The sequence below is a fragment of the Roseateles sp. T103 genome (assembly GCF_057219915.1).
In genome coordinates this window covers 1-14,508 of the sequence record NZ_JBXVVS010000003.1, presented here as the reverse complement: position 1 = coordinate 14,508, position 14,508 = coordinate 1, and the positions used below count along the sequence as shown (strand labels likewise).

The 14,508-nt window shown below is 70.3% G+C and carries 9 protein-coding genes; 6 read left to right on the top strand and 3 right to left on the bottom strand.

The window, feature by feature from the left end; genetic code table 11:
• Nucleotides 1-42: 42 nt before the first annotated feature.
• Nucleotides 43-1,299, bottom strand: coding sequence for a GTP-binding protein (locus tag AC2EBS_RS10320; RefSeq protein WP_484728335.1), 1,257 nt, complete (start codon nt 1,297-1,299; stop codon nt 43-45).
• 62 nt (nt 1,300-1,361) lie between these two features.
• Between AC2EBS_RS10320 and AC2EBS_RS10315 the strand changes: the two genes are divergently transcribed.
• The gene (locus tag AC2EBS_RS10315; RefSeq protein WP_484728334.1) at nt 1,362-1,736 is read left to right on the top strand and encodes a Fur family transcriptional regulator; all 375 of its coding nucleotides are present in this window, start codon (nt 1,362-1,364) and stop codon (nt 1,734-1,736) included.
• A gap of 21 nt (nt 1,737-1,757) precedes the next feature.
• On the opposite strand, the gene AC2EBS_RS10310 is transcribed toward AC2EBS_RS10315, so the two are convergent.
• Nucleotides 1,758-2,399 (bottom strand): ECF-type sigma factor, encoded by a 642-nt coding sequence (locus AC2EBS_RS10310; protein ID WP_484728333.1) that lies wholly within the window; start codon nt 2,397-2,399, stop codon nt 1,758-1,760.
• 123 nt (nt 2,400-2,522) lie between these two features.
• Here AC2EBS_RS10310 and AC2EBS_RS10305 point away from each other — a divergent pair, with 123 nt between their 5' ends.
• The 5 genes from AC2EBS_RS10305 (at nt 2,523) to AC2EBS_RS10285 (ending at nt 13,136) form a co-directional block, all read left to right on the top strand.
• Nucleotides 2,523-4,013 (top strand): hypothetical protein, encoded by a 1,491-nt coding sequence (locus tag AC2EBS_RS10305; RefSeq protein ID WP_484728332.1) that lies wholly within the window; start codon nt 2,523-2,525, stop codon nt 4,011-4,013.
• Nucleotides 4,014-4,129: 116 nt separating this feature from the next.
• Entirely contained in the window at nt 4,130-6,844 is a 2,715-nt protein-coding gene (locus AC2EBS_RS10300) for a serine/threonine-protein kinase (protein WP_484728331.1), read from the top strand.
• A 148-nt stretch (nt 6,845-6,992) separates the two neighbouring features.
• Nucleotides 6,993-9,254, top strand: a complete 2,262-nt coding sequence (locus AC2EBS_RS10295) for a GGDEF/EAL domain-containing response regulator (protein WP_484728330.1) — start codon at nt 6,993-6,995, stop codon at nt 9,252-9,254.
• Entirely contained in the window at nt 9,251-10,369 is a 1,119-nt protein-coding gene (locus tag AC2EBS_RS10290; protein ID WP_484728329.1) for an ABC transporter substrate-binding protein, read from the top strand. Before AC2EBS_RS10295 ends, AC2EBS_RS10290 begins: the two co-directional genes overlap by 4 nt.
• Nucleotides 10,370-10,382: 13 nt before the next feature.
• Nucleotides 10,383-13,136 carry an ATP-binding protein gene (locus tag AC2EBS_RS10285; RefSeq protein ID WP_484728328.1) on the top strand — a complete coding sequence of 918 codons (2,754 nt, stop codon included), beginning with the start codon at nt 10,383-10,385 and terminating at the stop codon, nt 13,134-13,136.
• Nucleotides 13,137-13,157: 21 nt separating this feature from the next.
• On the opposite strand, the gene AC2EBS_RS10280 is transcribed toward AC2EBS_RS10285, so the two are convergent.
• On the bottom strand, nt 13,158-14,255 hold the full coding sequence (locus AC2EBS_RS10280) for a serine hydrolase domain-containing protein (RefSeq protein ID WP_484728327.1): 1,098 nt from the start codon (nt 14,253-14,255) through the stop codon (nt 13,158-13,160).
• Between the last annotated feature and the right edge of the window lie 253 nt (nt 14,256-14,508).

Below are 14,508 nucleotides of genomic sequence, written 5' to 3'. Positions count from 1 at the left end.
TCTCCTCTTTGGGTTCCTCTGTTGTTCGTACAAGGCCGGCCGTCAGCTGGCCGACTCGGTGCCCGTCCACTTCGGGAACGGGTCCGGCAAGGCGGACCAGTGCCTGGGGCCCTTGCGTGTCTCGGTGAAATTCAGATGCATGGCCTTCCAGGCCTGCTCGATGGCGCTGCGGTCCATGGCACGGCCGATGAACACCACCTCGTTCATGCGGTCGCCATGGGGTTCGCGCCAGTTGGCTTCGATCGCGCTGCGCTCAGGCGTGCCCGGCTCGGGCCAGCGTTCGCGGGCGGCAGCCGCCCACCAGCGCCCCATCGGCTCATGGGTGGCCACCTGGCCGGCGCGGCTGTAGGCCAGCACCCATTCCGGCTGGCTGGCCAGCCAGACATAGCCCTTGGCCCGCAGCAGGCCGGGCAGCGGCATTTCCATGAAGTCGGCAAAGCGCTGCGGATGCAGAGGCTCGCGGCTGCTCAGCACAAAGCTGCTGATGCCGTAGGCCTCGGTCTCGGGCAGGTGATCGCCCTCCAAGGCGCGGGCCCAGCCCGCCTGCTCGCTGGCCTGCTCGATATCGAAGCGGCCGGTGCCCAGCACGCGCTCCAGCGGCACCTGGCCCTTGACGGCTTCGACCACATCCGCGCGCGGGTTCAGTGACTTCAGCAGGCCCATCAGCTCCAGCCGGCGCTCGGCGCTGACCAGGTCCATCTTGTTGAGCACGATCACGTCGGCAAACTCGATCTGCTCCGTGAGCAGGCCGGCCAGGCTGCGGTTGTCCTCATCGGCCGCGACCTCGCCACGCTGCGCCAGCAGGTCGCGGCTGCCAAAGTCGGCCAGCAGGTTGAGGCCGTCGACCACGGTGACCATGGTGTCGATGCGCGCCACATCGTTCAGCGACTGGCCCTGCTCATCGGCGAAGTCAAAGGTGGCCGCCACCGGCATGGGCTCGCCGATGCCGGTGCTCTCGATCAGCAGGTAGTCGAAGCGACCTTCGGCGGCCAGGCGCCGCACCTCCAGCAGCAGGTCCTCGCGCAAGGTGCAGCAGATGCAGCCATTGCTCATCTCGACCATCTTTTCCTCGGTGCGCGACAGGGCCGCGCCCGCCTTCTCGCTGCCCTTGGCCAGCAAGGACGCGTCGATGTTGACCTCGCTCATGTCGTTGACGATCACGGCCACGCGCAAGCCGTCCCGGTTCGCCAGCACATGGTTCAGCAAGCTGGTCTTGCCCGCGCCCAGGAAGCCCGACAGCACGGTGACCGGGAGCGGCCGCTTTGCGGCGGTCAGGGAGGTTTCGGCATCATTTCTCATTTGCTAATGATATTGCATTCTTATTAAGAATGACGACAGCCCTCCCCGGATAATCCGCGGCCATGGAACGTTCAACCCGTCAGCGCACCGCGATCCGAGCCGCCGTCGACCGCGCAGGCCGGCCCCTGCTGGCGCAGGAGATCCTCGAGTCTTCGCAGGAAGAAGTGCCGGGCATGTCGCTGGCCACGGTCTATCGCAACCTGAAGAGCCTGGTCGAGAGCGCGGAGCTGCAGGTGGTGCAGCTGCCGGGCGACAACCCGCGCTACGAGGCAGTGCACGGTCACCACCACCACTTCCAGTGCACCCATTGCCAGCGCGTGTTCGACATCCACGCCTGCCCCGGCAACCTCAACCGGCTGGCGCCCGCAGGCTTCGAGGTCGAGCACCACGAGCTGACGCTCTACGGCCGCTGCCCCGACTGCAAGCAGGGGTCTTAGCGCGCTCGCGCCGACAGGCGCTCAAGCCCCAAGTTCGCGGTGCAACCAGGCGCGGGCCAGCGTCCAGTCGCGCTTGACGGTGGCCAGCGAGATGCCCAGCACCTCGGCGATTTCCTCGTTCTCCAGCCCGCCGAAGAAGCGCAGCTCCACGACCTTGGCGGCGCGCGGATCCTGCTGCTCCAGCGCCAGCAGCGCCTCGTGCACCGCCACCAGATCGCGGTCGGGTGACTGCGACAGGCCTTCCAGGCCCGACAGCGTCAGCGGCACCAGCTCGGCGTCGCGCTTCTCGGCGCGGCGCGCCATTGCATGGTTGACGAGGATGCGCCGCATCATCAGCGAGGCCACGGCAAGGAAATGCCCGCGGTTGCGCCACTGCGTGCGGTTCTGCTCGGCCATGCGGAACCAGGCCTCGTGCGACAGCGCGGTGGCCGACAGCGTGTGACCGGCGTCCTCGCGGCGCAGATGCGAGCGCGCCATGCGCCGCAGCTCGTCGTAGAGCAGCGCGAAGAGCTGGTTGCCGAGTTCGGCCGCGGCGTCGCCATCCTGCTGCTGTTGCTGCGCGCTGAGCCAGCGGGTCAGTTCGTCCAGTTCGGGCAGCAGCGGCATCGAAGCCGCAGCGCAAGCGCCGGGGCTGGCGGTGGGTCGGGCGGCGTCGTCGCTCACGGTCGGCGGTCCTCGGTTCTAGGGGGATGCCGGACGGCGTGAGCTCTTCGCGCCGGTCTCCATGCGTAGGCAAGCAGGCACTCCACATACCTGGTCCGCCTTCACCTCCTGGAGATCGACATCATGCGCACCCGCTTCCGCAGCCACGGCACACCGGCACGTCGCCGCCTCACGTCTCATCATCCCCTGCATCTGTCGCAGCTCGCGATCGTAATCGGCAGCCTGGCCCTCGGCGGCTGCGGCGGCGGCGACAGTCCGGCAGAAACCACACCGACACCATCGCAGGCGCCTGCTCCTGCTCCTGCTCCTGCTCCTGCTCCTGCGCCGGCACCCGCACCCGCACCCGCACCCGCACCCGCTCCGGCTCCGAGCCCTGCCCCATCGCCCGCCCCGTCTCCTGCACCCGCTCCGGCACCGTCGCCAGCACCCGTCCCGTCCGCCTGCGGCACGCAGAAGGAACTCACGCTGGCCGCGCTCGCCAGCTATGCGGGCAGTTACGCCGTCACCGTCTACGACAGCAACTTCAACGCGCAAGGCACCGGCACGCTGCTGCTGTCCAGCGGCGGCGGCCTGCAGTTCACGCCGGGCAGCGGCCTCACCGGCTCCAGCGCGGCCACCGCCACCGTCAACGCGGTGTGCGAGAACACCGACAGCGCCGGCAAACCCATAGGCGTGGTGGCCAAGATCGACAGCCAGCGCCACATCGACTTCTTCGCGCCGCCCTTCAACGGGCTCTACACCTCGGGCTCCGACATCGGCAGCGCCATCGGCAGCGGCCGCTACATGCAGGGCCGGACCGCGCCCAGCGGAGCCGGCGTGCCCGCGCCGGCGCCTTCGCCGGCCCCGGCACCCGTGCCGGCACCAGGCGGCAGCGGCAGCGAATGCGCACCGCTGGTGGCCAAGGCCGGCGACTCGGTCACCTACCGCCAGAGCTCCACGTCCGCCGGCTCCTCGCCCTACACGGTGCGCTACGACTTCGCCTCGGGCAGCTACAAGGGCAGCCCGGCGGTGGTCGGCAGCGTCACCGTCAGCGGCGCCAGCGCGGCGACGGCCGGCGTCGGCACGATCTACCTCGACCCGACCACCGGCGCGGCGCTGGGCCAGGACGCACCCGCAGCGGGCGCCAGCGACACCGTGACCAGCTACGACCCGCCGGACTGGCAGCAGCGCCTGGCCAATGCCGGCATCGCCGGCGGCAGCAGCGGCAAGATCGCGGTGACCGCCACCATCACCGGCAAGAGCGTCACCGATGCCTTCGCGTCGCTGGGCGGCGCCACCGGCCTGGTGATCAAGTACGAGTTCAGCGTGGCGCGCGATGCCAACGAGACGGTCAGCGTCGCCGCCGGCAGCTTCGCCAATGCCTGCAAGTTCCGTGTCGACTTCGCGGTCACCGACTTCCAGGTGCAGGGTCCGGCCGCGGCCAGCCCGCTGCTCGGTGCTCTGCTGCCGACGCTGAGGTCCGCCTTCGTCTATCCGACGCAGGTGACGCTGTGGACCAGCAATGCCGTGCCCTTCATGCTGCCCAAGAGCGTGACCGTGTCGACGCTGCCGGCACCCACCGGCGCGGTGACGACGACGCAGGAGCTGGTCTCGCTGACCAAGGCGCCGCGCTGACGCGCCGGCACGAACGGGGGGGCACCACGCTCCCCCGTTTCGGCGACACGGATCCGCCGCGGGCCGGGGCGATGCCCATAGGCAAGACCTGGCCCCATCGGCACACTTGACCCGCGATGAGCTCATCACCCACCGACCAGGATCCGACCCACTGGGCGCGCGTGCGCGCGCTGTTCGACGCCGCACTGGCGCTGCCCGCCGCCGAGCGCAGCGCGCATGTGCGCGCCAGCGGCGAGAGCGCCGACATCGTCGCCGAGGTGCTCTCGCTGCTCGCCCACAGCACCGGCGGCCAGAGCTTCGACCCCGAGTTCATGGCCGCGCCGGCGGAACTGCCTCCATCGGATCTGGCCCCCAGCGAGGCGCAGCCCGGCTTGCGCCTGGGCGCCTGGGAGCTGGTCGAGCCGCTCGGCGTGGGCGGCATGGGCGAGGTCTGGCGCGCCCGCCGTGCCGACGGCGCCTACGAGGGCTACGCGGCGCTGAAGCTGCTCAAGCGCGGCATGGATTCGGCCGCGGTGCTGCAGCGCTTCGCGCAGGAGCGCCAGGCGCTGGCGCGGCTGGCGCATCCGCATATCGCGCGGCTCTTCGATGCGGGCCTGAGCCCGCAGGGCCTGCCCTTCTTCGTGATGGAGCTGGTCGAGGGCCAGGCCATCGACCGCGCCTGTGCCGCGCTGACGCTGGAGCAGCGCCTGCAGCTCTTCCTGCAACTGGCCGACGCGGTCGCGCATGCGCACCGCCATCTGCTGGTGCACCGCGATCTGAAGCCCGGCAATGTGCTGGTCGACACCGAGGGCCAGGTCAAGCTGCTGGACTTCGGCATCGCCAAGGCGCTGGACCCGTTCGAGGATGGCGCCAGCGCTGCCGAGCAGACGCTGGGCGGCCAGCGGCCCTACACGCCGCACTACGCCAGCCCCGAGCAGATCCGCGGCGAGCCGGTCTCCACCGCCACCGACATCTATTCGCTGGGCGTGCTGCTCTACCTGCTGCTGACCGGCCAGCGCCCCTATGGCCGCAGTGCCACGACGCCGCAGGAAGCGGCGCAGGCCGTGCTCAGCGAAGCGCCGAGCCGCCCCTCCAGCCTGAGCCCGGCCGGCGAAGAGGACCCCTGGTGGCTGGCCAACCGCCAGCGCCTGCAGGGCGACCTGGACAACATCCTGCTCAAGACCCTGCAGAAGGCGCCGGCCGAGCGCTATGCCAGCGTCGATGCGCTGGCCGCCGATGTGCGCGCCTTCCTCGCCGGCCAGCCGGTCAGCGCGCACCCGCCGTCGCGCCTGTACCTGGCGGGCAAGTTCCTGCGCCGCCACCGCCTGCCTGCCGGGCTGGCGGCGCTGGCGCTGCTCAGCCTGCTCGGCGGCCTGGGCGCCACCGCCTGGCAGGCGCACCAGGCACGGCTGGCGCGCGACGCCGCGCAGGCCCAGCTCGCGGCGGTGAAGACCATCACCCGCGAGCTGGTGTTCCGCTACGGCGACACCACCACCACGCTTCCCGGCGGCCCCAAGGCGCAGGAGGCCATGCTCAAGCAGACGCTGGCGCAGCTGGATGAGCTGGCGCGCAGCCTGCCCGACGATGCGGACCTGCAGGCGCTGCTCGCGTCCACGCTGGGCCGCCTGGCCGAGCTGCAGGGCAACCAGACCCATGCCGCGCCCGAGCGTGCCGACGAGGCCCGCGCCACCGTGGCGCGCGCGCTGGCGCTGGCCGAACCGTTGTGGCCGGCGCATGCCGGCGACTGGCGCTATGCCGTCTGGCATGTGCGCACGCTGGCCGTCCATGCGCAGCTGGAGCGGCTGCGCAACGACCCCGCGGCCGGCGTGCAGGCGCTGCAGCGCGCCGTCGAGCGTGCCGATCTCGCACTGAAGACGCCGCATGGCGCCGAAGGCCGTGCACACCTGCTGGCCGCGCGTGCCGGCGCGCTGCTGGTGATGGCGCAGCTGCATGACCAGATCACCGTGGCCAGCCTCAACAAGCCGCTGGAAGCGCTGCAGCTCTACGAGCGCGCCGAGGCCGACCACCGCGCGATGCTCGAGGACAAGGCGATGCTGGCCGAGCTGGCGCGCACCGAAGTGCCCGGCGACCCGTCCACCGAGGCCTACCTGACCCACCAGATCGGCACCATCCGCGGCGGCCGCGCGCTGGTGCAGCTGCGCCTGGAAGACCTCGATGCGATGCGCCGCGAGGCCGAAGCCGCGCTGCAGATGCGCCGCGCCAATGTGGCGCGCGAGCCGCGCAATATCGCCTGGCGCGACGGGCTGATGGTCGAGGCCAACACGCTGGCGATCGCGCTGATCCGCCTGGGCGAGGCGCGTGCCGCGCTGGAGACGGCGCAGCTCAGCTGGGACACCGCCGCCGAGCTGGCGCGCGAGCAGGGGCCGCAGAGCAAGTGGGCCGGCGTGCCGCCCTTCCTGGCGCCGCAGCTGGGCCGCGCGCTGGCGCTCAACGGCGAGCATGCGCGGGCGATTGCCGTCTTCGACCAGGGCATCGCGCTGTGGAGCGGCGCGCTGGCCAAGGGCCCTAACGCCAATGCGCAGCGGCGCAAGGCCTGGCTGGAGATCCAGCGCGCGCGTTCGATGCTTGCACTAGGCCAGCAGCGGGAGGCGACGGCCCTGCTCGACGCCGCGCTGCAGGCGCTGGACCCCTTGCGCCACGATGCCGCCCAGGGCCGCGACGCGCTGCTGGCACTGGCCGAGGGTCAGGTCTTGCGAGCCCGGCTGCGTCAGCCAGAGCAGGCCGCGGCGCACGTCGCGGCACGCCAGGCACTGCTGGCCGCGGCCGCCATCCGGCCACTGGGCGCAGACCATCGCGCCCTGCTCGAGCAGCTGGGCGGCGACAAGCCCTGAGCCGGCGGCGGCGACAGCGCCGCTGGACGGCCGGGGCTGCAGATCGCATCGAGCCGATGCCTCGGCTCAAGCCCGTTTGCCGTGTGATCCCTCACGCGCCGAACCCGACCTCTAAGGTATGCTGCCCCTTCGAATTCAGGTGCGCCCCATGAGCAGTACAGGACCATCAGCCCTGCCTTCAGACAGCGACGACGAGTTGCTGCTGATTGACGAAGACGATTCCGCGCAGGAGCCACCGCAGCGTCTCGCGGCCTGGAAGGTGCTGATCGTCGATGACGATCCGGAGGTCCACCAGGCGACCAACTTCGCGCTGCGCGATGTGACCATCCTCGACCGCCCGCTGCAGCTGCTCCACGCCCATTCGGGTGCCGAGGCGCTGGAGATGCTCAGGCATGAGCAGGATGTGGCGGTGGTGCTGCTGGACGTGGTGATGGAGACCGTCACCGCCGGCCTGGACATCGTCGGCACCATCAGAGAGGACCTGGCGCTGCGCGACGCGCGCATCATCCTGCGCACCGGACAGCCCGGCTATGCGCCGGACGAGCAGACGGTGGTGCACTTCGACATCAACGACTACCGCACCAAGAGCGAGCTCACGCGCGGCAAGCTGTTCGTCGCGCTGTTCACCGCCATCCGCACCTACGACCAGCTGCGCCGCGCCGCCGAGCAGCAGCGCTTCCTGCAGGAGACGCTGGACGTCAGCAGCACGCTGCTGGACAAGCGCGGTGTCAGCGACTACGCCGCCGCGCTGATCGACGAGTTGCAGAAGCCCTTCCATGCCGAGCTGAGCGGCTTCGTCGCTCTGGCCAGCGACTCGCCCGAAGCCTTGCGGCAGGCCAAGGTGCTGGTGGCCGGCCAGGGCTTCGAGGACAAGCTGGGCAAGACCGTGGGCGAGTTCGCCGACAGCGAGCTGCTGCCGCATCTGGAGCGCTGCGCGCTGTCCAAGTCCATCGTCGTCGAGGCCGATGCCGTCACGGTCTGGGTCGCGCTGGAGCGCAGCCAAGGCCTGCTGATGTATGCGCGCTCGAACGACCCGCTGATCCCGGCACAGCTGCAGCTGCTGCAGGTGCTGCATCGCCACCTGGACCTCAGCGCGGCCAAGGTCTTCCTCACCGAGCGTCTGCACGGCCTGGCCTACTTCGACCGGCTGGTCGGCCTCCCGAACCGCAGCGCGCTGGTCGAGAAGATCGATTCCCGCTCCCCGGCGGATTCGAGCGCGGGCTGGGTGGTCGGCGTGATCGACATCGACCGCTTCGGCGAGATCAACGACATGTTCGGCCATGCGCATGGCGATCTGCTGCTGTGCGCGATGGCGCGGCGCCTAAGCGAGCGCCTGGGCGGCAGCTGCTTTATCGCGCGCATCGGCCCGGACATCTTCGGCCTGCTCTGCCCGGCGGCCGCGCTGGACGTGGGCCAGCTCAACAGCCTGGCGAACGAGCCCTTCGAGCTGGAAGGCAAGCCGCTGCGCATCACCGTCTCCATCGGTCTGGCCAGTGCCGCAGGCCCGGGCGACAGCGGCGAGGTGCTGCTGAAGAACGCCACGCTGGCGCTGAAGCGGGCCAAGGCCCAGGGTGCCGGTCAGCTGCTCTGGTACGGGGCCGAGCTGGAAGCCAGCACCCGCGAGCACATGAGCCTGCTGCAGGCCTTCACCGAGGCGCCGCGGCTGGGCCAGCTCTATATGGCCTATCAGCCGCAGTGGTCGCTGCACAGCGGCGAGATCGTCGGCTTCGAGGCGCTGATGCGCTGGCGCACCGCCGACGGCCGTCACGTGTCGCCGGATGCCTTCATCCCGGTGGCGGAGAGCTCCGGGCTGATCGTCGAGACCGGGCGCTGGGCGCTGATCACGGCCTTGCAGGCGGTGGGACAGCTGCGCCGCGCCGGCCTGCAGGGCTTTCACATGGCGGTCAATGTCTCGGTGATGCAGTTCCAGGCGCCTGGCTTCGTGGAAATGGTGCAGCAGGCCCTGCAGCAGACCGGGGTCGGCGCCGACGCGCTGGAGCTGGAGATCACCGAGTCGGTGGCCATGGCCGGCGCACAGCAGGTGCTGCAGATCCTGGACGCGCTCAAGGCCATGGGCGTGACCATCGCGATCGACGACTTCGGCACCGGCTACTCCTCGCTGAGCTATCTGCACCAGCTGCCGGCCGACCGGCTCAAGATCGACCGCGCCTTCGTCTCCAGCCTGGGCAGCGGCCAGCGCAGCGCGCAGATCGCCGAGATGGTGCTGCCGCTGGGCCGCCAGATCGGCATGAAGGTGCTGGCCGAGGGCGTGGAGACCCTGGAGCAGGCGCGCATGCTGGCCGGCCTGGGCTGCGACGAGGCCCAGGGCTATCTGTTCGCCAAGCCGATGCCGCTGAGCGAGCTGCTGGAATGGCTGAAGTTCCGCCCGACGATGGAGAAGCTGCGATGAAGCGTCTTGCCGCAGGCCTGCTCGGACCTGTCGCTCTGGCCGCGCTGCTGGCAGGGTGCAGCGGCGAGCAGGGCCCGGTGCGCATCGGCTACCTGGGCGGCTTGTCCGGTCGGGTCGCCGATCTCGGCGAGTCCGGGCGCAACGGCGTGATGCTGGCGGTCGAAGAGGCCAATGCGCAGGGGGGCATCAAGGGGCGCCAGGTGCTGGTCGAGTATGCCGACGACGCCCAGGACCCGGCCCGGGCCAAGGCGGCCATCCAGGATCTGCAGCAGAAGAAGGTGCAGCTGCTGATCGGGCCGATGACCAGTTCCATCGCCCTGGCCGTGCTGCCCGACATCGAGGCCGCCCAGCTGCCGATGATCAGCCCCACCGTCACCGCGACCAGCCTGGCGGGCAGGGACGACATGCTGTTCCGTGTCGCGCCGTCGGTGAAGAGCTACTCCGACCAGATGGCGCGCATGGACTACCAGGCCGGTGCGCGCCGCGTGGCCATCGTGCTGGACCTGAGCAACAGCGCCTTCAGCCAGGACTGGGCGCTGCAGTACGGCGAGGCGATCAAGCGCCTGGGCGGCGAAGTCGTTGCCCAGCAGTCCTTCACCTCGGGCGACGACGCCGGCTACAGCCGCGCCATCGATGCGCTGCCGGCCCAAGGCTTCGACACGCTGATGCTGGTGGCCAGCGCCGTGGACACGGTGCGCCTGATCCAGACCGCGCGCAACCGCGGGCTGTCGCCGCGCTTCAGCGCTTCATCCTGGGCCGGCACCGAGGCGCTGATCCAGCTCGGCGGCAAGGCCGTCGAAGGCATGTTCAGTGCGCAGCTCTTCGACCGCGACAACAGCAGCCCCGAGTACCTGCGTTTCGCGCAGCGCTATCGCGAGCGCTTCAAGCAGGAGCCGGGCTTCGCCAGCGTCGGCGCCTACGACGCCACGCGTGCCGCGCTGGACGCCTTGTCGCGATCCTCCGGCAAGGGGGGCATCGCGCTGAAGCAGGCGCTGCTCGAAGGCGGCCCCTATGCGGGCTTGCAGGAGCGCTGGCGCTTCGATGCCCATGGCGACACCCAGCGCGCGGTGCGCGTGGCCGAGGTGCGCGACGGCCGCTTCCAGGTGCGTGACTGAAGCAAGGGGAGCGATGCGCAGCCTCAGTTTGCGTAGCTGGTGGACGCTGCTGCTGCTGCTCTTGGTCAGCGGCATGTTTGCGGTGGTCGGTGGTCTGGTGCTGCTGTACCGGCTGCCGCAGGTCGAGCAGCGCAATCGCGACCTGCTGGACGAGCGCGTGCAGGGCGCCGTCTATCAGCTCGAGCAGTACACCCGGATGGTCGAAGATCAGCTGCGCGCCTTCGCCGACGCGTCCACACAGCTCGACGTACGCGGGCAGCAGGGGCTTGCCCAGTCGGTGGCGCGACATTCGCACCTCTACAACGCGATCTACGTGCTCGATCGCGAGCAGCGCGTCGAGGTGCTCGCACTGCCCAACGATCAGGGCCGGCCGCTGTTGGAACAGCTGCGCGGCACCGATCTGTCCGCCAACCCGCTGGTGCGCGCGCTGCAGGCCCCGGCGCCCGGGGCAGGCCCGGTCCTGGTGTGGAGCGACGAATACCTGTCGGTGATCTCCGGCCGCAATACGGTCGCGCTCGGCATGGCCCTGCAGGGTCGCAGCTTCATCCTGGAGCTGTCGGCGCAGCAGCTGCTGGCAAGCATCAGCCGACGCGGCCCGTCTTCCCCGGTGGACTCCGAGTTGCTGGTCGTCGACCAGCGCGGTCGTCAGCTCGCGTCTCTGGACAGCGATGCCGAACGCCAGCTGCTGCACGACTTCAGTGGCAGCGCCAGCTTCCAGGCGGCCCTCGGCGGCCGGCCGCTGCCGGCCAAGGAGTCCGGCGCCGATGGCCAGGAGCGCAGCTACGCCGGGAAGCGATCGGACAAGCTGGGCTGGGTGCTGATGGCCAGCAGTCCCAGAGGCATGGCCGAGTATCACTACCGCGTGACGGTGCTGCTGGTCCTCGCCGGTTTGATTGCCGGGCCGCTGCTGGCCCTGATCGCCGCCCCGCTGGCGGCAGCCGCGATGGCGCGGCCGCTGACGCGCCTGCAGCGCCAGGCGCGCGCCATCGCCGCCGGCGAGCGCGAGCTGCCGGCCATGAAGCGCTCCGGCATCACCGAGCTGCAGCAGCTCTCCGAGGACATCGGCCTGATGGTGGTGCAGCTGCAGTCTCGCGAAGCCGATGCGCGCCGCGCGGCCGAGCGGCTCAGCGCCACGCTGGAGTCGACCCCCAGCATCGCCATCCAGTGGTTCGACCGCGACGCCCGCTTCCTGTACTGGAACGAGGCCTCCACCCGCATGTACGGCTACAGCGCCGCCGAGGCGGTGGGCTTCTCGATCCACGAGAGGAAGCTCTACCTGAAGGACGAGGCGCAGGTGCAGGCACTCGCCTCGGTGGTCGAGGGCATCGTCGAGACCGGCAAGCCCTTCGGGCCGGCAGAGTTCACGCTGCGCCACAAGGACGGGCGGGACCTGGTCATCCTGGCCTCGCTGTTTGCCATCCCCGCAGAGGATGGCGGCCGTCTGGTCGTCTGCATGGACGTGGATGTCAGCGAGCACCGGCAGGCTCTGGACGCGCTGGCCGCCAGCGAAAGCAAGCTGGAGCTGATCTTCAATGCCTCCCCGTCGGCCATTTCGGTGGCGGCGCCGGATGCCGACGGGGAGTTTCGCTTCACCGCAGTCAATGACGCCTGGGAACAGCTGTTCAAGCGCCGCCGCGACAGGGTGCTAGGCAGGAGCGCCGCCGAACTCGGCTGGTGGGTGAACGAGAGCGAGCGGCGCCAGATGCTCGAACATGTGAAGGCCCAGCCCGGTCTGTACACCCGCGAGGCCGAGCTGCGGGATGGCGAGGGACAGGCGCGGCTGTGCCGCATCTCCGCACAGACCGTCTCGGTGGCTGGCTCCATCCTGCTGCTGGCAGCGGCCGAGGACATCACCGAACAGCGCCGGGCCGAAGACCAGATCCGCAAGCTCAACCTCGAACTCGAGGACCGCGTGGTCGAGCGCACCGAAGCGCTGTCGGCCGCCAATGCCGAGCTGGCGGCAAACCTGGAGGCGCTGCGCCAGGCACAGCAGCAGCTGGTGCAGGCCGAGAAGCTCTCCGCGCTGGGCCGGCTCGTTGCCGGCGTGGCCCATGAGCTGAACACGCCGATAGGCAACAGCCTGATGGCCGTCTCCAGCCTGCGCGACCAGGTGGCCCACATCAATGGCGCGCTCGCATCCGGAGGACTGCGACGCTCGACGCTGGACAGCTTCATCACCCATGTCAGCGAAGGCACGGACATCGCCCAGCGCAATCTGGGCCGGGCGGCCGAGCTGGTTGCCAGTTTCAAGCAGGTGGCCGTCGACCAGACCACCTCGCAGCGGCGCAGCTTCGCACTGGATGCCGCCATCGAAGAGATCCTGCTGACGCTCAACCCCATGCTGAAGCGCAGCTCGCACAAGCTCAGCTGCGACATCGACCAAGGCATCGAACTGGACAGCTATCCGGGACCACTGGCCCAGGTGATCACCAACCTGGTCGCCAACGCGCTGCTCCATGCCTTCGAGGGGCGCGAGACCGGCGGACAGATCACGCTGCGCGCCCGCAGGCTCGGCACGCAGCCGCTGGTGATGCTGGAAGTCAGCGATGACGGCGTCGGCATCCCCGCCGAAGCGATGGGTCGCATCTTCGACCCCTTCTTCACCACGCGCATGGGCCGCGGCGGCACAGGCCTGGGCCTGCACATCGTGCACAACCTGGTGACGCAGCTGATGGGCGGTCAGATCAAGGTGCGCAGCGCGCCGGGCCAGGGCACGGTGTTCGAGCTGCTGCTGCCGCTGCAGGCGCCCGCCGCGCAGGTGGCGTAGCGCAGCGCGGTCCTCGGCCGCTCAGCCACCCAAGGCAGCAGCGATGCTGCGCAGCAGCCTTGCCAGCTGCGCCGTGTCGAACCAGCGCAGCACCACCACCGCGTCCAGCGCCGGCTCCACCCACACCACATGCCCGCCAGCGCCCATCATGAAGAAGGCCTCGGGCGAGGCGCCGGCGAAGGCCTTGCCATCGCGGTTCAGCCACACCAGACGGCCATAGAACGGTGCGATCGCGCAGGGCGTGCGCATCTTCGCGATCCACTCGCGCGGCAGGATCTGTTGCCGCCCGGCATGCAGGCCGCCATCGAGCAGCAGCTGCGCGATGCGCGCCTGGTCGCGCGCAGAGATCGACACACCGCCGCCCCAGTGCGTGCCGCCGGGCACCGATTGCACCCGGCGCCCATCAGGCAACGTCAGCCAGGCCTCGTCATAGCCGCGCCAGGCAAAGCCCGCGCCGCCGCCCAGCGGCGCGAGGATCTCGTCCAGAAAGACCTCGGGCAGCGGCCGGCCGAACAGATGCAGCAGCGCCAGCGCGAGCTGGTTGATGCGCACATCGTTGTATTCCCAGTACGTGCCCGGCGCCTGCAGCGGCCGCGCGCCGCCCTTGGGTCCGCCGGCCGGCCGCGGGTCATTGGCCACCTTGCGCCAGCGGTCGGCCTGGTCCGACAGGCCGAAGCAATCGCCCTCCCACTCGCTGGTCTGCTCCAGCAGCATCGCCCAGGTGATGCCGCGGTTGTGCGGCGTGTCGTCGAAGCCTATGCCCGGCAGCCGCGCCGCCACCGGCTCATGCTCGTCAGGCAGCAGGCCGTCGCGCTGCGCGATGCCGGCCAGCAGCGCCAGATACGTCTTGGCCACGCTGAAGGTCAGGTCGGCCCGCTCCGGCTCGCCCCAGGCCGCCAGCTCGCGGCCGTGCTGCCAGATCACCCCGCCCTGCGGCCCGCGCTCATGCACCGGCCCGCGCAACACATTCCACGGCGGCGGATCGTCGTGATGCACGCCGAAGGGCTGCTGGCCCGGCCCCGGCGCCGCATGCGGGTCGCGCGGCCAGGGGGTTTCGTGGGCCTGGGCGAAGGCGATGGCCTGGTCGAGCGTGAGCGGTGCGGAGATTGGGTCGGGCATGCGGCAAGTCCGGGAGGGGAACTGGCGCGATTGTGGGGGGAGGCGGGGCTGGCTGTTGTCTGCCCGGTGCGGATATCGGCATCGCCGAATTGACCACCACAAGGCAGTCGCTCAACTTTGAGGCGGATCCGCGAGCGGCGGCCTGCTGGCACGAGTTGAATCGCCCCGGGTTTCCTAGACACCCGTGAGCCGGTGGGAATGGCGTCGTTCGAACTCTACCGGCGAAGTGTCGCCGGCAGTGCCGTGGCGCCGC

Coding starts and splice junctions, on each gene's coding strand:
- AC2EBS_RS10320 (WP_484728335.1), bottom strand. CDS start 1,299: ATGAGAAATGATGCCGAAACCTCCCTGACCGCCGCAAAGCGGCCGCTC.
- AC2EBS_RS10315 (WP_484728334.1), top strand. CDS start 1,362: ATGGAACGTTCAACCCGTCAGCGCACCGCGATCCGAGCCGCCGTCGAC.
- AC2EBS_RS10305 (WP_484728332.1), top strand. CDS start 2,523: ATGCGCACCCGCTTCCGCAGCCACGGCACACCGGCACGTCGCCGCCTC.
- AC2EBS_RS10300 (WP_484728331.1), top strand. CDS start 4,130: ATGAGCTCATCACCCACCGACCAGGATCCGACCCACTGGGCGCGCGTG.
- AC2EBS_RS10295 (WP_484728330.1), top strand. CDS start 6,993: ATGAGCAGTACAGGACCATCAGCCCTGCCTTCAGACAGCGACGACGAG.
- AC2EBS_RS10290 (WP_484728329.1), top strand. CDS start 9,251: ATGAAGCGTCTTGCCGCAGGCCTGCTCGGACCTGTCGCTCTGGCCGCG.
- AC2EBS_RS10285 (WP_484728328.1), top strand. CDS start 10,383: ATGCGCAGCCTCAGTTTGCGTAGCTGGTGGACGCTGCTGCTGCTGCTC.
- AC2EBS_RS10280 (WP_484728327.1), bottom strand. CDS start 14,255: ATGCCCGACCCAATCTCCGCACCGCTCACGCTCGACCAGGCCATCGCC.